Here is a 20,775-nt window from a genome sequence, read left to right as displayed (position 1 = left end):
CCCCTGCTTCGGTGATGCGATCAGTCGACCGCCGGCTTGCGGGTGAAGTCGTGGGTCGCCTCCACCGTGCGCACCGTGCCGGTCTTCGACCGCATGATGATCGAGTGGGTGGTCGCCCCGCCGGCATAGCGGCGCACGCCGCGCAGCATGGCCCCGTTGGTCACGCCGGTGGCCGCGAACATCACGTCGCCGCCCGCCAGGCCCATCAGGTCGTACTTCTTGTCGAGATCAGTGATGCCCCAGCGCTTGGCGCGGGCCTTCTCGTCGTCGTTGCGGAACAGCAGACGGCCCTGGATCTGGCCGCCGATGCAGCGCAGGGCGGCGGCCGCCAGCACGCCTTCCGGCGCCCCGCCAGAACCCATGTAGATGTCCACACCGCTGGTCGGCTGCGAGGTGGCGATGACGCCGGACACGTCGCCGTCGGAGATCAGCATGATCCGCGCGCCGGACTCGCGCACCTGGGCGATCAGCTCGGCATGGCGCGGGCGGTCGAGGATGCAGGCGACGATGTCGGAGACGTCCACGCCCTTGGCCTTGGCCAGGTTCTTCATGTTGACCGCGACCGAGTTGTCGAGATCGACCACGCCTTCCGGCAGGCCGCCGCCAACGGCGATCTTGTCCATGTAGACGTCCGGCGCATTGAGAAAGCCGCCCTCGGAGGCCAGCGCCACGACGGCCAGCGCGTTCTGGCCGCCCTTGGCGGTGATGGTGGTGCCTTCCAGCGGATCCAGCGCGATGTCGATCTTCGGGCCGCCGCGGCCCACCTTCTCACCGATATAGAGCATCGGTGCCTCATCGCGCTCGCCCTCGCCGATGACGACGGTGCCGTCGATCTCGAGGTTGTTCAGCGCGGTGCGCATGGCGTCGACCGCCGCCTGATCGGCCATCTTCTCATCGCCGCGGCCCATCAGCCGGGAAGCCGCGAGCGCCGCCGCCTCGGTGACCCGGACGGCCTCCAAGGCGAGGTTGCGGTCCATGGTGAAGACTTCGGCGGTGTCGGACATTCTTTTCTCCGGTCTTTCGTAAGGTCGGCCCCGCCGGGTCTATCCCGTGGAGGCGGCGGTGAATCCCGTTGGCCGGGTTCTTAACCGATCCAGACTGGCTTCGCGACTCCCTATTCCGACGTCAAAGGTCAACGACGCGGATCATCGCCGGCGGCTCCTGCACCGCGTCTAGCTTCGCGATATCGGCCAGGGCCTTGCGCATGGACGCCTCGTCCACTTCGTGGGTGGTGAGCGCCACGGGCACCTTCTCGTAGGGATCGCGGCCGCGCTGGACCATGGATTCCAGGGAGATGTTCTGGTCGCGCATGATCGCCGTGACGTCGGCCAGCACGCCCGGACGGTCGATCACCATGAGCCGCACGTAATACCCGCCGCGCATGCTCTCCCATGGCGCCTCCGTGCTCTCGGAGAGCTGATCGGCCGGCACGCCGAAGACCGGGGCGCCGCGGCCGGACGCGATGTCGACGATATCGCCGATCACGGCGGAGGCTGTCGGGCCGGCACCGGCGCCGCGGCCGTAATGCAGGGTGGTGCCGACCGCATCGCCCTCGGCCATGACGGCGTTGAAGACGCCCTCCACCTGGGCGATCGGCGCCTGCTTGGCGACCATGCAGGGATGGACGCGCTGGCGGATGCCCTCCTCGGTCCGCTCGGCGATCCCCAGCAGCTTGATGCGGTAGCCGAACTCCTCGGCATAGGCGATGTCGAGCGCGGAGATCGAACGGATGCCCTCCGTATGGACCGCACCGAAATCGACCACATGGCCGAAGGCGAGCGCCGACAGCAGGGCCAGCTTGTGGGCAGCGTCGATACCGTCGACGTCGAAGGTCGGGTCGGCCTCGGCATAACCCAGCGCCTGGGCCTCGGAGAGCACGTCGTCGAAGGCGCGGCCGCTCTCGCGCATGGCGGTCAGGATGTAGTTGCAGGTGCCGTTGAGGATGCCGTAGACGCGGCTGACCTCGTTCACCACAAGACCCTCGCGCAGGGCGCGGATGATCGGAATGCCGCCGGCGACCGCCGCCTCGTAGGCCAGGGTCACGCCGCCAGCCTCCGCCTTGCGCGCCAGCTCGGAGCCGTGATGGGCCAGCAGCGCCTTGTTGGCGGTGACCACCGACTTACCCGACGCCATGGCGGTTTCCACGAGCGTCTTGGCAACCCCGTCGGAGCCGCCGATCAGCTCGCAGACCACGTCCACGTCGTCGCGCGCCGCCAGCGCCAGCGGGTCGTCGGCCCAGTCGATGCCGGACATGTCGAACCCGCGGTCCTTGCCCTTGCTGCGGGCCGACACCGCCACGACCTCGACCGGCCGACCCGCATGGGAGGCGATGACCTCCCGCCGTTTCGCCAGCAGGCGCACCGTCTCTGCGCCAACCGTCCCCAAGCCCGCGACGGCCACGCGAAGCGCCTCGCCCATCTTCTCACCTACTAGATTAGATACTACCTACAGCATTTTGATATCGCTGAATGAATTAACTCAGTACTGGAACAGGATCTCGGCCCGGCGGTTGCCCGCCTCGCCCGAGGGCATGCTCTCGTAGAACAGCGGCTGGCTGGCGCTCATCGCCTCCACCAGCACCCGCTCCCGGGGCACGCCGGCCCGCACCAGCGCGTCGCCGACACGCTCCGCCCTGGCCAGGGATTCCTGGAAGTTGACCAGCTCGTGGTTGGCCAGTTCCATCTCCGCCGTGCGGGCCGAGGCATGGCCGATCACCCGGATATAGGCGTCGGTCTCCTGGGCCGCCGAGGCGATGGAACGGATCATGTCCAGGTCGTCCGCGCTGAGGGCGGAGGAGCCATGGGCGAAGTTCACCGTGCCGACCAGATACGCGGGGCCGGTGAAGCCCATCTGGTACTGGTCCAGGGCCGGGCCGTCGACGATCACGGAGGGCGACTGGTCGGCCGCGCTGTCGGTCGCCGGGAGCGGCGCGGACGGCGTCGGGGCCGCCGCCTGCTGGGTCGGGGCGGAGGATCGCGCGGCCGGCGGCGGCGCGACCGAGGGCGACGGCGCGTTCGGCGCCGCAGCCGATGGCCCTGGGCCTGTGGTTCCGTCCGCGCGGGTCACGGTGTCGCTGGCGACCTCCCCGTCGGCGGTGCGTTGGACCGTGCGGGTCGAGATCAGCGTCCGGGTGATCTCCGGGCCCTCATTGGTGGTCGCACTGGGCGCCGGGGTCGGGCGGGCGGTCGCCTGATTGCCGGCGGAATCCAGGCTGCGGCCGGTCTGCGACGGTGTCGGGACGGGCGTGCGATTTGCCTGGGCCGCCGCGCCCTCGGTGGTCGCCGGCATGCGCGGCTCGGAGGCGAGCGCCCGGGTCGGGGCGTTCGGGTTCTCCAGAACGTTGGAATCCTCGTCGGACACCCGGCCGGTGGTCATCGGGGTGATGCTGTCGCGCTCCGGCACCGGTCGCCGCGGCCAGAGACCGGACGTCTCACCACCGGACGACGCCGGGGCGGCCGCCTGCTGGGGGGCCGGAGCCGGCTCGGGCGAGCGCACGGTCGGCGCCGGGGCCGGAGCGGGTGCCGGCGTCGAGACGCTGGGCGGCGGCGTGCTCCGGGTCACCGCGGCCGTATCGGAGGGCGGTGTCACCGAGGCGCGCGGCGGCGGTGAGGCCGGCAGGGCGGCCGTCTGCGGCGCGCTGGCGCGCGGCCTCGGCGGGGCGGCCGGCGCCGAGGCGTCGGTGCTGTCGGTATAGCGGGCGCTGTCGCGGTCGGCGACCAGGCCCTGCTGGATCGCGGCGCGCTCCTCTTCCGTGGTCGACGGGGTCGGACGCTCGGGCACGCTGGCCAGGTTCGGGAACGGCTGGTTGGAAGCGTCGGACCCGGTCGGCGCGTTTGCCTGGGTCCCGGCGGCCTGGGGCTCATCATCGGAGAACCAGCCACCAACGGTGTCGGTCGTGCCCTCGTACCACTCCACCGGGTTGAGTGCGTCGGGCACCGAGGAGCAGCCGGCAAGCGCCAGGACCGCCGCCAGGGTGATGAGGGGCGATGCCGAGATCCGGCGCCGCATGACACCGCTCGGCCCCGCGAACCCGGACCCGTTCTTCTTGGTGGTGTCGACCATTCTTCTCTCCCGCATCGGCTGGCCAGCGGCGTCGCGACACCGCGCCCGGAGTGTACGTTTCCTATTCCACGCAGGCCAGCATTCCAAGCATCTAAAATACCACGACTTTCCAATGGCGCACATGTTCACCGCAACGTCCCCTTCCCATTGGCCTTGGCCGACGGGTTTCTGCTACAAGAAGCGGGCGTGCGAGACGGCGCGTTTCAACGGACCCGCCGCACGCTTCCGGTCGAACGCACCAACGAGGATGCCGGGCATGACCGACAGCAGCGAGAAGAAGGTCTCGACCCCCGATCCGGTCGAGGTGTCCCAGGCGATGACCCACATCGCCGAGCGCAGCCAGCGCCTTGTCATGGAGTTCCTGGAACATCAGGACCCGAACGCGCTCGGGCTGTCCGACCCGCTGAACATCGGCAAGGCGTTCATGGACATGACGTCCAAGATGATGGCGGATCCGGCCAAGATCATGAAGGCGCAGATGGATCTGTGGCAGGCCTACATGACCCTGTGGCAGTCCACCGCCTCGCGCATGCTCGGCGGCACGGCCCAGCCAGTGGCCACCAGCGCCCAGGGCGACCGACGCTTCAAGGACGCCGCCTGGAACGAGAACGTCGTCTTCGACTACATCAAGCAGAGTTACCTGCTGACCGCCGAGTGGATGCAGCGCACGGTCCACGAGGTGGAGGGGCTGGACGACAAGACGCGTCGCAAGGTCGACTTCTACACCAAGCAGTTCGCGGACGCGGTCGCCCCCTCGAACTTCGTGATGACCAATCCGGAGGTGCTGCGCGAGACCATCGAGAGTGGCGGCGAGAACCTCCTGAAGGGCCTGGAGAACCTGCTGGAGGACCTGGAGCGGGGCAAGGGCAAGCTGTCCATAAAGATGGTCGACGAGGACGCCTTCAAGATCGGCGAGAACGTCGCCACCACCCCGGGCAAGGTGGTGTTCCAGAACGATCTGATGCAGCTCATCCAGTACAGCCCGACCACCGAGACGGTGCACCGCCGGCCGCTGCTGATCGTGCCGCCGTGGATCAACAAGTTCTACATCCTCGACCTGCGGGCCAAAAACTCCTTCATCAGATGGGCGGTCGACCAGGGGATCACGGTCTTCATCGTCTCCTGGGTCAACCCGGATGCCGAGCTCGCGGCCAAGACCTTCGAGGACTACATGCTGGAGGGCCCCCTGGCGGCCCTGGACGCCATCGAGAAGGCGACCGGCGAGCGCGAGGTCAACGCCATCGGCTACTGCATCGGCGGCACCCTGATGGCCAGCACGCTGGCCTACATGACCGCCAAGAAGGACGACCGGATCAAGTCGATCACCTTCTTCACCACCATGGTGGACTTCACGGAAGCCGGCGAGCTGTCGGTCTTCATCGACGAGGAGCAGCTCGGCGCCCTGGAAGACCGGATGAACAAGGACGGTTATCTCGACGGCCGGGCCATGGCGACCACCTTCAACATGCTGCGGGCCAACGACCTGATCTGGTCCTTCGTGGTGAACAACTACCTGATGGGCAAGGAGCCCTTCCCCTTCGACCTGCTGTACTGGAACTCCGACAGCACCCGGATGCCCGCCGCCATGCACAGCTTCTACCTGCGCCGCATGTATCAGGAGAACAAGCTGGTCGAGCCGGGCGGGATCACGCTCTGCGGCGTGCCGATCGACCTGACCACGGTGAAGCTGCCGACCTTCATGCTGTCGACCCGCGAGGACCACATTGCCCCGTGGAAGTCGACCTACGCGGCGACCCAGCTCTACAAGGGGCCGGTGAAGTTCGTGCTGGCCATGTCCGGCCATATCGCCGGGGTGGTGAACCCGCCCTCGGACAAGCCGAAATACGGCTACTGGACCAAGAGCGGCCGGGCACCGAAGGATCCGGAGAAGTGGCTGGCCGGCGCCACCGCCCATGAAGGGTCCTGGTGGCCGGAATGGAAGGCCTGGCTGGACAAGCACGGCGGCGGCGAGGTTCCGGCCCGCGTTCCGGGCGACGGCAAGCTGAAGGCCCTGGAGGACGCGCCGGGCAGCTATGTGGCCGTCAAGGCCGGGGACTGACGCGTCCACGATGACGACAACGGAGATCTTCGCCCGCCGGGCGCGGCTTCAGGACGGCTGGGCTTCCGATGTCTGGCTGCGGGTCGCCGACGGGCGGATCGACAGGATCGCCCCTGGCGGCGACCCGACGGCGCGGTCGGTGCGGGTCGACACGCTGCTGCCGGCGCTCGGCAACCTGCACAGCCACGCCTTCCAGCGCGCCATGGCCGGGATGACAGAGCGGCGGCGCGCCGGGCAGGACAGCTTCTGGACCTGGCGGACCCTGATGTACGCCTTCCTGGAGCGCATCACCCCGGAGCAGGTGGAGGCGATCGCCGCCCAGGTCTATCTGGAGATGCTGGAGGCGGGATACGCCAGCGTCGGCGAGTTCCACTACCTGCACCACCAGCCCGACGGCACACCGTTCCAGAACCTCGCCGAAATGAGCGGCCGCATCGCGGCGGCGGCGGACCGCACCGGGATCGGGCTGACCCTGCTGCCGGTGCTCTACACCTTTGGCGGCGCCGGGCAGCAGCCGATCGCCGGCGGCCAGCGGCGCTTCGCCAACGATCCGGAGCGGTATGCCCGGCTGGTGGAGGCGGCGAAGACGGCGACGGCCTCCCTGCCCGCCGATACGGTGGTCGGCATCGCGCCGCATTCCCTGCGCGCGACCTCCCCCGCCGAGCTGGCTGCCACGGTGGCGGCCCATCCGGACGGCCCGGTGCACATCCACATCGCCGAGCAGACCGCCGAGGTGGACCAGATCGAGGGCTGGCTCGGCACTCGGCCGGTCGAGTGGCTGTTGGCGAACCAGCCGGTGGATGGGCGCTGGTGCCTGGTCCATGCCACCCAGATGACCCCGCAGGAGACCGTCAGCGCCGCCCGCTCCGGTGCGGTCGCCGGGCTCTGCCCGATCACCGAGGCCAATCTGGGCGACGGCATCTTCGACGGCCCGCGCTATCTGACCGCCGGCGGTACCTTCGGGATCGGCTCCGACAGCAATGTGCGGATCGCGCTGGGCGAGGAGTTGCGGATGCTGGAATACTCCCAGCGCCTGCGCGACCGGGCCCGAAACGTGCTCGTGCCCGGAGAGGGCTCGGTCGGCGACACCCTGTATCTCGGAGCGGCGACCGGCGGCGCGCAGGCACTCGGCCGCGACGCGGGTACGATCCGCGAAGGCGCGCTGGCCGACCTGGTGGCGCTTGACACCACCGACCCGACCCTGTGCGCCCTCACCGACGATCAGGTACTCGACGGGTTGTGCTTCGCCGCTGGCGACGGCGTGGTCACCGATGTCTGGTCGGCCGGCCGGCACGTGGTCAGCGGCGGCCGGCACCCCAGGCGCGACGAGATCCGCGCGGCCTACGCCCAGGCGGTCTCCGACCTGCTCACCGGATGACGGAGACCGGCTGCAGATCCTCGTCCAGCGGGAAGATCGGCCGGCGCACGGTCTCGAAGTTCAGCATCGAATAGTCCGAGGTACACACCCCGACCCCGGCGCATTCCACCGTCTCGGCGGCGAGATCGCGGAAGCCGGCGCGCCAGTGGATCCGGCTCTTAAGCATCAGGTATTTCTTCGCCGTCGGATCGATGCCGAGCGAGGTGAAGGCGGCGGTGTCGTTCGGCTCCTGCTGGGTCGAGGTGACGACGATCTCGACCTTGCCCGTATCGAGCACCACGGTCGGCCCCATGGCGTTCATCACGCCCTTGCTCATCGGCCCGACATTGCGGAACCGGCCGTCGGAGATCAGCTTCACCCGGCCGCTCACCTCCAGGGGCTCGCCCACCCGGCCAATGGAGGGCATGTCGGTCTTGCCCCCCAGCGAGACCGTCACCTCATTGCCGATGCCGGCGGCGATCATGGTCTTCACCGCCGCCGGGTCGCAGATCGCAAAGGCGGCGACGTCTTCCAGCCCGGCGTCCAGGATGCCCTTGAGCACCGCCATGGTGTCCATCGACCCGCCGGACGCGGCATTGTCGTAATGGTCCAGCAGCACCACCGGCCCGTCGGCCTTGATTTCCTGGGCCCGCTTCAGGGACTCCTCCAGCGGCTCGATCTCGTAGACGAAGGCCCGGCGCTCCTTCCAGGCAAGGTCGAGCAGCTCGTCGACCATGCGCTGGGCCGCTTCCGGATCGTCATCGGTCACCACCACCGCGCTGGAGCCGGCGAGCCGGATATCGGCGTGCGGAAAGCCGGTGAAGAAGCTGGCGCAGAGCGCGCCCTCGGCTTCCATCTTCTGCGCCAGTTCCTGGATCTGCTTGTTGGGGAAGTCGTGGGTACCCTGGCGCATCACATGGGGCAGCATCGGCCGGTTGCCCCAGGCCATGGTCGGCTTCACCGCCCCGCGCAGCATGGCCAGGATCGGCAGCGCGGTGCGCCGGCCGGTCTCGTAGATGTCCACGTGGGGATAGGTCTGATAGCCGGCCACCACGTCGGCATTCTCGATGATGGCCGGGTACATGTTGGTGTGCATGTCGAGGCTGACGCCGATCGGCGTATCGGGGGCCAATTCCCGCACCCGGGCGACCAGCGGTCCCTCCCCGTCCTCGCGGCTCTCGGTAACCATCGCACCGTGCAGATGCAGCAGGATCGCGTCCGGCTTCTCGGCGGCGACGGCATCGCAGATCTTGTCCGTCATGTAGTCGTAGGCGGCGTCCTCCACCGGCCCGCTCGGCCAGGCGCCGGCGGCCAGCGGCAGCACGAAGTCGAGCCCCTCGGCCTCGCAGATTTCGATATAGGCGCCGAGAGCGGAGCCGGCGCCCTTGAACGCCTTCACGGCGGCGTCGCCTTCCAACGGCAACCCCGTGCCGCTGCCGCGCGAGAACCGGCTCAGCGGTGTGGGCACCGTGGAGAAGGTGTTGGTCTCGTGCTGCATCATCGCCATCAGGATCTTCATCGCCGCCGTCCTCCTCGCGCTTAGGCAAGAGAAGCGTAGCGCGCGGCGGGATCGTCGAACCAGAGGCCGAATCCGTTCCGTCGGCAGCCTAGAGTGGCCAGAACAGCAGCAACGCCCCAACAACCAGCAGTCCGGCCCGAAGCAGATAGTGGCGCGGGGCGATCACCGCGAAGGACACCGCTGTCAGGCCGAGCGCCACCTTCACCGCCGCAGCGATCGCCCAGATCGGGTCCTGGGCCAGCGCGATCAGGTCCGGATTGGCGATCATCGCCAGCGGGATCAGGTACAGCCCGATGCCCAGCGCCATGGCGTGACCGGCGACCTTCAGCCAGTTCTCCTCGACCATCCCGGCGGCGATGAAGACCGCGCCGCAGACCGGCGGGGTGATGGTGCTGAGCAGGGCGAACCAGAACACGAAGAGATGCGCCTGCAGTGGGGTCAGGCCGAGCTCGGTCAGGGCGGGCCCCGCCACCGACACGCAGATCACATAGGCCGCCGTCGTCGGCACCTCCATGCCCAGCACCAGGCAGGCGAGTGCCGTCAGGATCAGCGCCGGCCAGAGCGACCCGCCGGAGCCGGACAGGATCAGCGAGGTGATCTTGACCCCAAGCCCGGTGATGCCGAGCACGCCGATGATGATCGACGCGCACAGGATGATGGAGGCGATGGTGGCGATCTGCCTGCCGGCGCCCATGCAGGCCTGCTCGACCCGGTCGAGGGTGCGGCGCCAGTCGAAACTCAGCCGGCCGTCCACCAGCAGCAGCACGGCCCCGGCCAGGATCGCCAGGCAGGCGGCGTATTGCGGCGTGTAGCCGGCGGCGAACATGCCCCACAGCAGGATCGTGAAAGGCACCAGGAAGAAGGCCGAGGTGATCAGCACGTCGCGGGTCGCCGGGCGGGCCTCGGCGGCGAGGCCGCGCAGGTCGTGGCGCAGGGAGAACCCGTCGATGCCGACCCAGACCGCCAGGAAGTACAGGATCGCCGGCAGCAGGGCGGCGGCCATGATGGCGGTGTAGGGCGTGCCGGTCAGCTCGACCATCACGAAGGCCCCCGCCCCCATCAGCGGTGGCATGATCTGCCCGCCGGAGGAGGCGACGGCTTCCACGGCGGCGGCGAGCGAGCGCGGATAGCCCAGCTTCAGCATGGTCGGCAGGGTGATCGCCCCGGTGGAGGCGACATTGGCCGAGGCCGAGCCGGAAATCGAGCCGAACAGCGCCGACGAGATCACCGAGACCTTGGCCGCCCCGGCGCGCAGCCGGCCGGCCGCGGCGGCGGCCACGTTCATGAAGCCCTGCCCCGCCTCGCCCGCGTTCAGCACCGCGCCGAAGATCACGAAGATGGCGACGATATTCACCGACACGGCGGTCAGGCTGCCCCACAGCCCGCCCTCGGCGATGGTGAGGGTGCCGAGGAAGCTGTTCAGCGGCGTGCCGGGATGGCCGAACTCGCCGGGGATATGCTCGCCGAACAACCCGTAGAGCAGCGCCAGGGAGGCGACCATCGGCAGTGGCCAGCCGATCGACCGCCGCGCCATCTCCAGCACCACCACCAGCAGCGTCAGCGCCACCACAAGCTGGAAGTCGCCATCAAGGAAGCCGTACTGGTCGGACAGCGCATCGGCGCTGAAGACGACCCACAGGCAGGCCGCGAGCCCCGCCGATCCCAGGACCACGCCGCTGATCAGTTCCGCCCGGCCGCGGGCGACGAACAGCATGGCCCAGGGTAGCGCCAGCGCCATATGCAGCGGCCGGCTGACCAGGTTCGGCACCAGGCCGGAGAAGATCAGCCAGAGATGGAAGGCGATCGAGACCGCGCCGAGGGCGCTCCAGATCAGGCGGGCGGTGGGGGTCATGAAGTGTCTCTAAACGAAACCGGCCCGAACAGGGATCGCTCGGGCCGGTCGGATCAGGAAAGGCGGCTCACATCTGCGCGTCGGTCAGCGCGAAGCCCTTCTCCTTGTAGAACTTCACGGCACCCGGATGGATCTTGCCGGCGATGTTGGCCATCAGCCCCTCATCCACGCCGTTCCACCAGGCCGCGTCCTTGCCCATCTTCGCCTTCTGGTCCCAGAAGGTCTTGGTGAGCTGGTAGGCGGTCTCGTCGTCCATGTCGGTGGTGGTGTAGGCGACCACCGGCAGCGAGGTGGTGACGATGTCACTGTCCTGACCGGCATAGGTGCCCGCCGGGATCACCAGCCGCGCGCGCTTGGTCTGGGCGATCTGGTCGTCGGTCAGCGACAACACGGTCACGCCGGTGCCGGCGGCGGCCTCGATCACGTTCGGGGCGGGCCAGGAGCCGGCGGTCACGAAGCCGTCGATCTGGCCGTTCTTCAGCGCCGGCACGGCATTGGACAGCTCGACATCGGCCAAGGTGACCTTGTCCTTCAGACCGAACAGGTCGAGGTACTTCTCACCCTCGGTAGCCCCGAAAGAGCCCTTGCCGAGCAGGATGGTCTTGCCGGCCAGATCCTCGAGGCTGGAGACGCCGGCGTCGGAGCGCACGACAAAATGCATGGTCAGGGACGGGATCGGGAACAGCGCGCGGATCTCGTCGAAGCGCGGGTTGCCCTTGCCCTCGAACATCGCCTTGCCGCCCTGGGCCAGGCCGACCAGCGCCGGCGGCGTGGTGAAGACGTAGTTCCCCTGGCGGCCCATCACCTCCATCACGTTCTGGACCGAGCCCTGGCTCTCCTCGACGGTGACGATGACGGCGCCGTCGGTCCCGGCCTTCATGGCCTCGGCGATCTGCACGCCCATCTGGTAGTAGGACGAGCTGGACTTGGCTGACTTGTAGGTGACGCGGGTCTCGGCCGAGGCGGCGGTTGCCGACAGGGCGAGCGCGAGGCCGGCGAGGGCCAGCGGCTTCATGAACTTCATGGCGTTCTCCCGAACAGACGAAGGCAGCCGGCGTTCAGGGCCGACCGATTGATGTCGGAAGTCCTACACGAGCCGCGCGGCCTGGAAAAGCGCCCAGGAACCGCGTCTCCCGAACGCAAACCGCCCGGCCGAAGGGCCGGGCGGCTGGGCATGCGCGCCATGCGGGATCAGGCGGTCTTCGCCATCCCGCGGATCTCGGCCACGACGGAGTCCACCGTCTGGCTGAGCGACGCCGACAGCCGGTCGAGCTCAACGCCGAGGGAGGACACCTCCTCGGTCGCCTCCGCACCGCGCCGGGCGCCCTCGGCCACCTGACGCAGCTTGCTGCCGACATCCTCCGACGCGCCGGCGACCTGCTGGACATTGCCGGCGATCTCGCCAAGGGCCGCATTCTGCTCCTCCACCGCGCTGGCGATGGAGGTCGCGGTCTCGCGCACCCGGGCAATGATCTCGTTGATCCGGGAGATCGCGGTGACAGTCTCGCGGATCAGGCTCTGGTTGTTGGAGATCTGACCCGAGATCTCTTCGGTCGCCTTGGCGGTCTGGGTCGCCAGGCTCTTCACCTCGGAGGCGACAACGGCAAAACCCTTGCCGGCGTCGCCGGCCCGGGCCGCCTCGATGGTGGCGTTGAGCGCCAGCAGGTTGGTCTGCTCGGCGATCTCGGTGATCAGTCCGACGACCTGACCGATCTTGTCCGCCGACTCCGAGAGGCGGGCCACCTGCTCGGCGGCCGCCGAGGCGGAGGCGCCGGCCTCGCCGACCACTTCGGTCGACATGGTCACCTGACGGCTGATCTCGGCCGCGGTGGAGCTCATCTCGTCGGAGGCGGCCGCCACTGACTGCATGTTCGCGGTGGTCTGTTCCGTCGCCGCCGCCACGTCCTGGCTCATGGAGCGCGCGGTGTCGGTCACCCCGCGCAGGGTGGCGATCCGGTCGGTCATGCCGTGTACGCCCTTGCCGAGATCGCGGACGATGGCCGAAACCTTGGCATCCAGCCCGTCGGCAAGGTCGATCAGGAGGGTGGTGCGTTTGGTGACCGCCTCGCGCTCCAGCTCGGTCTGGCGGGCTTCGGCCGCCGCCTTCTGGATGGCGTTCTCGCGGAACACCTCGACGGTGCGGGCCATGGCGCCGATTTCGTCGCGGCGCTCGGTGCCCGGAACCTCGACCTTCAGGTCGCCGCCGGCGAGAGCCGTCATCGAGCCGCCCAGCCCGCCGATGGCGCGGCGCAGATCGACCACGGTGAGACCGGTCAGCAGCAGGGCCACGGCCAGGATCGCGCCGCTGATCAGCCCGAGCTGGACCGCCTGCTCGATGAAGGCGGCGTTGATGTCGTCCGCGTAGATCCCGGACCCGAAGAACATGTCGCCGCGGGGGAAGCCCACAGCATAGCTCAGCTTCAGCACGTCACCGTCCACGCCGGGCTTCGGCCAGTAGTATTCGACCACCGCCTCGCCGTCGGCCTTGATGCCGTCGATCATGTCCTGGACGATATGCGTGCCGTTCTTGTCCTTCACGCCCAGCAGCGACTTGCCTTCCAGGCTGGCGTTGATGGGGTGGATCCGGCCGACGCCGTCCATGGAATAGGCGAACAGGTAATCCTCGCCGTTGAAGCGCACGCCGTTGATGAAGCCGCGCAGGAGGGCGAAGGCCTCGTCCTCGGTGATCTCGCCCGCATCGGCCCGGGCATAGACGCTGTCGGCGTAGGAGCGGGTGGAGTCGACGACCGCCTTGACCAGCTCGAGGCGGTCCTGACGGAGTTGCTGATATCCATTGTAGAGCGACATGGCGGACAGGCCGATCACGGCCAGCGCCGTCACCGCGGCAAGCGCGGTAAGTTTGGCCGCGACGGAAAGGCGCGACAGAAAACGCGTCATCTGGGAAGTCTCCGACAAAGGGGTTTTGCCGGAACGTAAGGAATACTCCGTAAAGAAAGAGTAAATCCGCTTTAACTACAATAGTTTATCTAAATTTTTATCCAATCGTCGTCGGATACCGTCCGGCGGGTCCAGCGCGCATCAGGTCGAGCACGTGATGCAGGGTCTCGGCCACATGGAGGCATTTGTCGTGCATCTCCTCAGTCGGGTCGAGCAGGTCGGGCACCATGACGGTCATCATCCCGGCCGCATGGGCGGCACGGACCCCATTGTGGGAGTCCTCCAGCGCCAGGCAGTCCGTCGGATCGATACCGAGCCGGGCGGCCGCGGTCAGGAAGGGATCGGGGGCCGGCTTCGGGCGGTCGTAATCGCCCTTGGTCACGATGGCGTGGAACCGGTTCTCCATGCCGCCGGGCCCAAGATAGCGGGTCACCGCCTCGCGCGGCGAGGAGGTGGCGATCGCCCGGGGAATGCGCAGCGCGTCGAGGTGATCGAGCAGCTCGATCACACCGGCCTTAAGGATCGTTCCGACATCGAGGTTCTCATGGAACCGGACCCAGCATGCGTCGAACATGCTCTGGGCGTCGAACTCGGGGCCGTAATGGGCGCGCAGGGCATCGAGCGCCGAGACGTTCGGAACGCCGATGAGCTGCTGGAACAGCCACATCGGCACGTCGTGCCCGCGCTCCGCGGCCACGGCGAAGAAGACGTCGCGAAAACCGGTCTCGGTATCGACCAGCAGGCCGTCCATGTCGAACACGACGGCGCGGATCTCTCTGGGAAAGGTCATCGCCCCGTGTAGCCGGAAATCCCCGCCGGAGAAAGCGGGTTTGCGACACCCACCACCCTTCTTCACCCTCTTCCCGGCCCTGTGCCGGGATCGAGGGCGACGCTTGCCGGAACGCAGCCAATCTACGATCGACGCTCCAGCACGCAGACCTCTAGATCCCGTCGCGGGGCCGGGAAGCCGGTGAGGCCACTGATTGCCCCAATTTTAGGCAGAGATTTGTGCATTGCAAAAATATCCAGCAAATATTGCTGCACCAACGGTAGGGCGATTGGCCCAAAGCCTATGAAATATCTCATTTTTTATTAAGATTGATATTCCCGGCACGGTGGCACACCTCTTGCGCTTGTTCCCCGTTGTCGCGGGCGTCCGCCCGCCCACAGAGGGGCTTCATCCATGAAAATGACGAAGATGTTGAGGAGATCGGCGATCGGCCTTGCAGCGGGGCTGCTGATGTCGACGGCCGTCCAGGCTCAGGAAACGATCAAGGTCGGCATTCTGCACTCGCTTTCCGGCACCATGGCGATCAGCGAGACCACGCTGAAGGACGCCATGCTGATGCTGATCGAGCAACAGAACGCCAAGGGCGGCCTGCTGGGCAAGCAGCTGGAGGCGGTCGTGGTGGACCCGGCCTCTGACTGGCCGCTGTTCGCGGAGAAGGCCCGCGAGCTGATCACCGGCTCCAAGGTCGCCGCCGTGTTCGGCTGCTGGACCTCGGTGTCGCGCAAGTCCGTGCTGCCGGTGTTCGAAGAGCTGAACAACATCCTGTTCTACCCGGTCCAGTACGAGGGCGAGGAGAGCCAGCGCAACGTCTTCTACACCGGTGCCGCGCCGAACCAGCAGGCCATCCCGGCCGTCGACTACCTGGCCCAGACCGAAGGCGTGGAGCGCTGGGTGCTGGCCGGTACTGACTACGTGTATCCGCGCACGACCAATAAGATCCTCGAGACCTACCTGCTCGACAAGGGCGTGGCCGCCGAGGACATCATGATCAACTACACGCCGTTCGGCCATTCCGACTGGCAGACCATCGTCGCCGAGATCAAGGCGTTCGGGTCGGCCGGCAAGAAGACCGCCGTGGTGTCGACGATCAACGGCGATGCCAACGTGCCGTTCTACAAGGAGCTGGCGAACCAGGGCATCAAGGCCGAGGACATCCCGGTCGTGGCCTTCTCCGTCGGCGAAGAGGAACTGGCCGGTATCGACACCGGTCCGCTGGTCGGTCACCTGGCCGCGTGGAACTACTTCATGTCCGCGCCGACCCCGGAGAACGACGAGTTCATCGCCGCCTGGCACAAGTTCATCGGCGACACCAAGCGGGTGACCAACGACCCGATGGAAGCCCATTACATCGGCTTCAACATGTGGGTTAAGGCGGTCGAGAAGGCCGGCACCACCGACCCGGATGCCGTCATCGACAGCATCATCGGCGTCGCCGTGCCGAACCTGACCGGCGGCTACTCGGCGATGATGCCGAACCACCACATCACCAAGCCGGTGCTGATCGGCGAGATCCAGGCCGACGGACAGTTCGAGACCGTCTTCGAGACCCCGGGCCTGGTGGTCGGCGATGCCTGGTCCGACTACCTGCCGGACTCGAAGGACCTGATCGCCGATTGGCGCAAGCCGATGAGCTGCGGCAACTTCAACACCGCCACCGGCAAGTGCGGCGGCCAGGCCAACTGACCCCGTCCGCGTGACACCCGGAGCCCCGCCGTCTGGGCGGCGGGGCTCCTCCCCGGTTCCCGTCCGAAGCAGCCGAGCGAGTGCCCCGCGAGATGGCCCGTCCTCTCCTCCTGATCCTGCAGCGGATCGCGCTTGTGCTTGTCCTGGCGACCGCCGCCCTCGGCGGGCCAGCACAAGCCCAATCCAGTCCGGCCCAATCCAGTCCGGCCCAATCCAGTCCGGCCCAATCCGGTTCCTCCATTCCCGACCTGGTGTCCCGCCTCGCCGGCGCCGATTTCGACGAGACCGAGCGGGTGGTCCAGGCCCTGGCCGCCACCGGCGACGCGTCGGTCGCCCCTCTCCTGGAGGCTCTCGGGAACGGTGACCTGCACTTCCGCCCGTCCGACAACGCGGTGTTCATCGCCACCCGCGGCGGTGCGGGCTACCTGCTGGTCGACCCGCTGACCGGGGAGAGTGCGGGCGAGGCCGGCCGGCGCGAGGTCACCAAGATCCGGGTCAACAACAGCCTGCGGCGGGCCGTGCGTGCCGCCATCGGCACCCTCACCCTGCGCAGCCCCGACCCAGCCGTCCGCATCGCCGCCGCCCAGTCCGTGCTGAAGAGCGGCGATCCTGAAGCGGTCGAGCCCCTGACCGAAGCCATCGCGGCGGAACAGAACGACAGCGTGCGCGCCGTCATGGAACGGGCCCGTGCCGCCGCCATCCTGAACAGCGACGCCTCCGACGAGGTCAAGATCGAGGCGGTGAACACCATTGCCGCCAGGAGCAGCCAGGACACCCGCGCCATCCTGCTGGCCGCCTCCAACGGCGCCAGCCAGGCGCTCGGCTCCGCCATCGCCGACGCGGTCCGCAAGGTGGAGGGGGATCTCGCCCTGTGGTCGGCCGCGCAGAACGTCTGGTACGGCCTGTCGCTCGGCTCGGTCCTGCTGCTGGCGGCCATCGGCCTCGCCATCACCTTCGGCGTCATGGGGGTCATCAACATGGCCCATGGCGAGATGGTCATGATCGGCGCCTATGTGACCTTCGTGGTGCAGGAGCTGATCCGTAACCACGCGCCCTACCTGTTCGACGTCTCGCTGCTGATCGCCCTGCCGCTGGCCTTCGCCACCGCCGGTGCGGTCGGCATCGCGATCGAGCGCGGGATCATCCGCTTCCTCTACGGCCGGCCGCTGGAGACCCTGCTGGCCACCTGGGGCCTGTCGCTGATCCTGCAGCAGGTGGTGCGCAGCATCTTCGGCCCCACCAACCAGGAGGTCGGCGCGCCGAGCTGGATGAGCGGCGCCTTTGAGCTGGGCGGCCTGACCCTCACCTACGGGCGGGTCTGGATCATCGTCTTCGCCCTGGCGGTCTTCGCCATCCTGGTCCTGGTGCTGCGCCACACCTCGTTCGGGCTGCAGATGCGCGCCGTGACCCAGAACCGGCGCATGGCCAGCTCCATGGGCATCCGCACCAACTGGACCGACGCGCTGACCTTCGGCCTCGGCTCCGGCATCGCCGGGGTGGCCGGCGTGGCCCTGTCGCAGATCGACAACGTCAGCCCGAACCTCGGCCAGTCCTACATCATCGACAGCTTCCTGGTGGTGGTGTTCGGCGGGGTCGGCAATCTGTGGGGCACCCTGGTGGGGGCGCTGTCCCTCGGCGTGCTGAACAAGTTCCTGGAGCCCTATGCCGGCGCGGTGCTCGGCAAGATCCTGGTGCTGGTGTTCATCATCCTGTTCATTCAGAAGCGCCCGCGCGGGTTGTTCGCGCTCAAGGGCCGGGCGGTGGAATCATGATGACCGGCCGCTTCCTGCGCCTGACCGGCGCCTCGGGCATCATCCTGCTGCTCTGCCTGCTGGCGGCGGCGGTCTACGTGCCCGTCGCCAACCAGTTCATCCCCCAGGGCTCGCCGTTCCATGTCTCCACCGCCTCGGTGGTGGTGTTCGGCAAGTATCTCTGCTTCGCCATCCTGGCCCTGTCGATCGATCTGGTCTGGGGCTATTGCGGGATCCTGTCGCTGGGCCACGGCGCCTTCTTCGCGCTGGGCGGCTACGCCATGGGCATGCATCTGATGCGCGAGATCGGGCCGCGCGGCGTCTACGGCAACCCTGTTCTGCCGGACTTCATGGTGTTCCTGAACTGGGAGGCGCTGCCGTGGTTCTGGTACGGCTTCGACATGTTCTGGTTCGCCATGCTGATGGTGGTGCTGGTGCCGGGCCTGCTGGCCTTCGTCTTCGGCTTCCTCGCCTTCCGCTCGCGGGTGACCGGCGTCTACCTCTCGATCATCACCCAGGCCATGACCTTCGCCCTGATGCTCGCCTTCTTCCGCAACGAGATGGGGTTCGGCGGCAATAACGGCCTGACCGACTTCAAGGACGTGCTCGGCTTCGACCTGCAGGCCGACAGCACCCGCATCGGCCTCTACCTGCTGTCGATCGCCGCCCTGACGATCATGTTCCTTCTATGTCGGGCGATCGTGCTGTCGCGGCTCGGCAAGGTGCTGGTCGCCGTGCGCGACGCCGAGAGCCGCACCCGCTTCATCGGCTACCGGGTGGAGCACTACAAGCTGTTCGTCTTCACCGTCTCGGCCATGATGGCCGGGGTGGCCGGCGCCCTCTACGTGCCCCAGGTCGGCATCATCAACCCGGGTGAGTTCGCCCCGGCCAACTCGATCGAGGCGGTGATCTGGGTCGCCGTCGGCGGCCGCGGCACCCTGGTCGGCGCGGTGATCGGCGGCGTCGGCGTCAACCTGGCCAAGAGCTACTTCACCGGGGCGTTGCCGGAGATCTGGCTGTTCGCGCTGGGCGGGCTGTTCGTCGTGGTCACCCTGTTCATGCCGAAGGGCATCCTCGGCTTGATCTCCCAGTGGCGCCGGCGCCGGCCGCCGCCCGAACCGGCGACCGAGACGGGCCGCGAGGTTGAGGAGCGGGCATGAACACGCTGCACAAGGAACTGACCCGCACCGTCCTCTATCTCGACGGCATCAGCGTCTCGTTCGACGGGTTCAAGGCGCTGAACAACCTGTCCTTCGTGGTCGAGCCCGGCGAGATGCGGGCCATCATCGGACCGAATGGTGCGGGCAAGACCACAATGATGGACGTCATCACCGGCAAGACCCGGCCCGATGTCGGCACCGCCCTGTTCGCCGGCCAGCACGACCTCACCAAACTCGACGAGGCCGACATCGCGCAGCTCGGCATCGGCCGCAAGTTCCAGCGCCCGACCGTGTTCGAGAGCCACACCGTGCGCGACAACATCGTGCTGGCGCTGGCCGGCAAGCGGACCGTCTTCGACACTTTGTTCGCCCGCGCCACCGAGGAGGAGGCCGACAAGATCGACCGGGTGCTCGACACCATCCGCCTCGCCGACCGCGCCTCAATGATGGCCGCCGACCTGAGCCACGGCCAGAAGCAATGGCTGGAGATCGGCATGCTGTTGGCCCAGGATCCGTCGCTGCTGCTGGTGGACGAGCCGGTGGCCGGCATGACCGACGCGGAGACGGTGCAGACCGCCACCCTGCTCAAGGAGATCGCCCGCGACCACTCCGTCGTGGTGGTCGAGCACGACATGAGCTTCGTGCAGGACCTGGGCGTGATGGTCACCGTGCTGCACGAAGGCTCTGTCCTGGCGGAGGGCTCTCTCGACCATGTGAGCGCCGACGAGCGCGTCATCGACGTCTATCTCGGCCGGTGAGGAAATCGACATGCTGACGATCAAGGACCTCACCCTGCATTACGGCGCCGCCCAGATCCTCTGGGGCATCGACCTGCAGGCGGAGATCGGCAAGGTGACCTGCGTGCTGGGCCGCAACGGGGTGGGCAAGACCAGCCTGCTGCGCGGCATCGTCGGCCACCACCCGGTCAGCGGCGGCACCCTGGCCTGGGACGCCACCGACCTCACCGCCCTGCCCTCCTTCGAGCGCGCCCGCTCCGGCATCGCCTATGTGCCCCAGGGCCGCGAGATCTTCCCGCTGCTGACGGTGAAGGAGAACCTGCAAACGGGATACGCCTGCCTGCCGTCGAGCGAGCGCAAGGTGCCCGACGAGATCTTCGAGCTGTTCCCGGTGCTGAAGTCGATGCTGGACCGGCGCGGCGGCGACCTGTCCGGCGGCCAGCAGCAGCAACTCGCCATCGCCCGCGCCCTGGTGACCAGGCCCAAGCTGCTGATCCTCGACGAGCCGACCGAGGGTATCCAGCCCTCCATCATCAAGGATATCGGCCGGGCCATCGAGATCCTGCGGGACCGTGGCGAGATGGCGATCCTGCTGGTGGAGCAGTATCTGGACTTCGCCAAGGCCCTGGCCGACACGGTGCTGGTCATGAGCCGCGGCCGCGTCGTTTTCCACGGCCGCCCCGACGGCCCGGATTCCGGCGAGATCGACCGGCTGATGGGGCTGACGTGAGGGGCGCGGCGGGCCAACGCTCCCCAAACCTTTCTGTCGTCTTCCCGGCCCTGCGCCGGGACCCGGCCGTCCGCGTGCTGGAGCATCGACGGTAGATCCGCACCGCTCCGGCGAGCGTCGCCCTCGGTCCCGGCGCGAGGCCGGGAAGACCGGGTAGAGGTTACAGGGAACCACTGC

15 protein-coding genes are annotated in these 20,775 nt (G+C 67.9%); 7 read left to right on the top strand and 8 right to left on the bottom strand.

Annotation, left to right across the window (positions count from 1 at the left end; all coding sequences use genetic code 11):
* Positions 1-20 precede the first annotated feature (20 nt).
* The 3 genes from glpX to ACOQOP_RS04940 form a co-directional block, all read right to left on the bottom strand.
* Positions 21-977 carry a class II fructose-bisphosphatase gene (gene glpX / locus ACOQOP_RS04950; protein ID WP_420566517.1) on the bottom strand — a complete coding sequence of 319 codons (957 nt, stop codon included), beginning with the start codon at positions 975-977 and terminating at the stop codon, positions 21-23.
* A 148-nt stretch (positions 978-1,125) separates the two neighbouring features.
* Positions 1,126-2,418, bottom strand: a complete 1,293-nt coding sequence (locus ACOQOP_RS04945) for a homoserine dehydrogenase (RefSeq protein ID WP_420565212.1) — start codon at positions 2,416-2,418, stop codon at positions 1,126-1,128.
* Between the two features lie 60 nt (positions 2,419-2,478).
* Positions 2,479-4,062 carry an OmpA family protein gene (locus ACOQOP_RS04940; RefSeq protein WP_420565211.1) on the bottom strand — a complete coding sequence of 528 codons (1,584 nt, stop codon included), beginning with the start codon at positions 4,060-4,062 and terminating at the stop codon, positions 2,479-2,481.
* Between the two features lie 256 nt (positions 4,063-4,318).
* Here ACOQOP_RS04940 and ACOQOP_RS04935 point away from each other — a divergent pair, with 256 nt between their 5' ends.
* Both ACOQOP_RS04935 and ACOQOP_RS04930 read left to right on the top strand, forming a co-directional pair.
* Positions 4,319-6,121, top strand: coding sequence for a PHA/PHB synthase family protein (locus tag ACOQOP_RS04935; protein ID WP_420565210.1), 1,803 nt, complete (start codon positions 4,319-4,321; stop codon positions 6,119-6,121).
* A gap of 10 nt (positions 6,122-6,131) precedes the next feature.
* Positions 6,132-7,499 (top strand): formimidoylglutamate deiminase, encoded by a 1,368-nt coding sequence (locus tag ACOQOP_RS04930; RefSeq protein ID WP_420565209.1) that lies wholly within the window; start codon positions 6,132-6,134, stop codon positions 7,497-7,499.
* On the opposite strand, the gene ACOQOP_RS04925 is transcribed toward ACOQOP_RS04930, so the two are convergent.
* The 5 genes from ACOQOP_RS04925 to ACOQOP_RS04905 form a co-directional block, all read right to left on the bottom strand.
* A complete protein-coding gene (locus tag ACOQOP_RS04925) occupies positions 7,489-8,997 on the bottom strand; it encodes a M81 family metallopeptidase (protein WP_420565208.1) in 1,509 nt (502 codons plus the stop codon). The two genes, ACOQOP_RS04930 and ACOQOP_RS04925, sit on opposite strands and share 11 nt — an antisense overlap.
* An 88-nt stretch (positions 8,998-9,085) precedes the next feature.
* Positions 9,086-10,849, bottom strand: coding sequence for a TRAP transporter permease (locus ACOQOP_RS04920; RefSeq protein WP_420565207.1), 1,764 nt, complete (start codon positions 10,847-10,849; stop codon positions 9,086-9,088).
* A gap of 67 nt (positions 10,850-10,916) precedes the next feature.
* Entirely contained in the window at positions 10,917-11,873 is a 957-nt protein-coding gene (locus ACOQOP_RS04915; RefSeq protein ID WP_420565206.1) for a TAXI family TRAP transporter solute-binding subunit, read from the bottom strand.
* Positions 11,874-12,040: 167 nt separating this feature from the next.
* The gene (locus ACOQOP_RS04910; protein ID WP_420565205.1) at positions 12,041-13,747 is read right to left on the bottom strand and encodes a methyl-accepting chemotaxis protein; all 1,707 of its coding nucleotides are present in this window, start codon (positions 13,745-13,747) and stop codon (positions 12,041-12,043) included.
* A 97-nt stretch (positions 13,748-13,844) separates the two neighbouring features.
* Positions 13,845-14,537 (bottom strand): HAD family hydrolase, encoded by a 693-nt coding sequence (locus tag ACOQOP_RS04905; RefSeq protein ID WP_420565204.1) that lies wholly within the window; start codon positions 14,535-14,537, stop codon positions 13,845-13,847.
* A gap of 393 nt (positions 14,538-14,930) precedes the next feature.
* Here ACOQOP_RS04905 and urtA point away from each other — a divergent pair, with 393 nt between their 5' ends.
* From urtA to urtE, 5 genes are all read left to right on the top strand, one after another.
* Complete coding sequence (gene urtA, locus ACOQOP_RS04900) at positions 14,931-16,220, top strand: urea ABC transporter substrate-binding protein (RefSeq protein ID WP_420565203.1); 1,290 nt, start codon at positions 14,931-14,933, stop codon at positions 16,218-16,220.
* Between the two features lie 92 nt (positions 16,221-16,312).
* Complete coding sequence (gene urtB, locus ACOQOP_RS04895; RefSeq protein ID WP_420565202.1) at positions 16,313-17,992, top strand: urea ABC transporter permease subunit UrtB; 1,680 nt, start codon at positions 16,313-16,315, stop codon at positions 17,990-17,992.
* Positions 17,992-19,131 carry an urea ABC transporter permease subunit UrtC gene (gene urtC / locus ACOQOP_RS04890; RefSeq protein ID WP_420565201.1) on the top strand — a complete coding sequence of 380 codons (1,140 nt, stop codon included), beginning with the start codon at positions 17,992-17,994 and terminating at the stop codon, positions 19,129-19,131. The genes urtB and urtC overlap by 1 nt, the downstream gene beginning before the upstream one ends.
* Complete coding sequence (gene urtD / locus ACOQOP_RS04885; protein WP_420565200.1) at positions 19,128-19,889, top strand: urea ABC transporter ATP-binding protein UrtD; 762 nt, start codon at positions 19,128-19,130, stop codon at positions 19,887-19,889. Before urtC ends, urtD begins: the two co-directional genes overlap by 4 nt.
* Positions 19,890-19,899: 10 nt before the next feature.
* On the top strand, positions 19,900-20,598 hold the full coding sequence (gene urtE / locus ACOQOP_RS04880) for an urea ABC transporter ATP-binding subunit UrtE (RefSeq protein WP_420565199.1): 699 nt from the start codon (positions 19,900-19,902) through the stop codon (positions 20,596-20,598).
* The last annotated feature ends 177 nt before the right edge of the window (positions 20,599-20,775 follow it).

The organism is Thalassobaculum sp., from assembly GCF_965223715.1.
Taxonomy (GTDB): Bacteria; Pseudomonadota; Alphaproteobacteria; order Thalassobaculales; family Thalassobaculaceae; genus Thalassobaculum.
Note: the sequence above shows the minus strand (reverse complement) of the source record. Positions and strands in the feature narration are given on the sequence as shown.

Coding starts and splice junctions, on each gene's coding strand:
- glpX (WP_420566517.1), bottom strand. CDS start 977: ATGGACCGCAACCTCGCCTTGGAGGCCGTCCGGGTCACCGAGGCGGCG.
- ACOQOP_RS04945 (WP_420565212.1), bottom strand. CDS start 2,418: ATGGGCGAGGCGCTTCGCGTGGCCGTCGCGGGCTTGGGGACGGTTGGC.
- ACOQOP_RS04940 (WP_420565211.1), bottom strand. CDS start 4,062: ATGGTCGACACCACCAAGAAGAACGGGTCCGGGTTCGCGGGGCCGAGC.
- ACOQOP_RS04935 (WP_420565210.1), top strand. CDS start 4,319: ATGACCGACAGCAGCGAGAAGAAGGTCTCGACCCCCGATCCGGTCGAG.
- ACOQOP_RS04930 (WP_420565209.1), top strand. CDS start 6,132: ATGACGACAACGGAGATCTTCGCCCGCCGGGCGCGGCTTCAGGACGGC.
- ACOQOP_RS04925 (WP_420565208.1), bottom strand. CDS start 8,997: ATGAAGATCCTGATGGCGATGATGCAGCACGAGACCAACACCTTCTCC.
- ACOQOP_RS04920 (WP_420565207.1), bottom strand. CDS start 10,849: ATGACCCCCACCGCCCGCCTGATCTGGAGCGCCCTCGGCGCGGTCTCG.
- ACOQOP_RS04915 (WP_420565206.1), bottom strand. CDS start 11,873: ATGAAGTTCATGAAGCCGCTGGCCCTCGCCGGCCTCGCGCTCGCCCTG.
- ACOQOP_RS04910 (WP_420565205.1), bottom strand. CDS start 13,747: ATGACGCGTTTTCTGTCGCGCCTTTCCGTCGCGGCCAAACTTACCGCG.
- ACOQOP_RS04905 (WP_420565204.1), bottom strand. CDS start 14,537: ATGACCTTTCCCAGAGAGATCCGCGCCGTCGTGTTCGACATGGACGGC.
- urtA (WP_420565203.1), top strand. CDS start 14,931: ATGAAAATGACGAAGATGTTGAGGAGATCGGCGATCGGCCTTGCAGCG.
- urtB (WP_420565202.1), top strand. CDS start 16,313: ATGGCCCGTCCTCTCCTCCTGATCCTGCAGCGGATCGCGCTTGTGCTT.
- urtC (WP_420565201.1), top strand. CDS start 17,992: ATGACCGGCCGCTTCCTGCGCCTGACCGGCGCCTCGGGCATCATCCTG.
- urtD (WP_420565200.1), top strand. CDS start 19,128: ATGAACACGCTGCACAAGGAACTGACCCGCACCGTCCTCTATCTCGAC.
- urtE (WP_420565199.1), top strand. CDS start 19,900: ATGCTGACGATCAAGGACCTCACCCTGCATTACGGCGCCGCCCAGATC.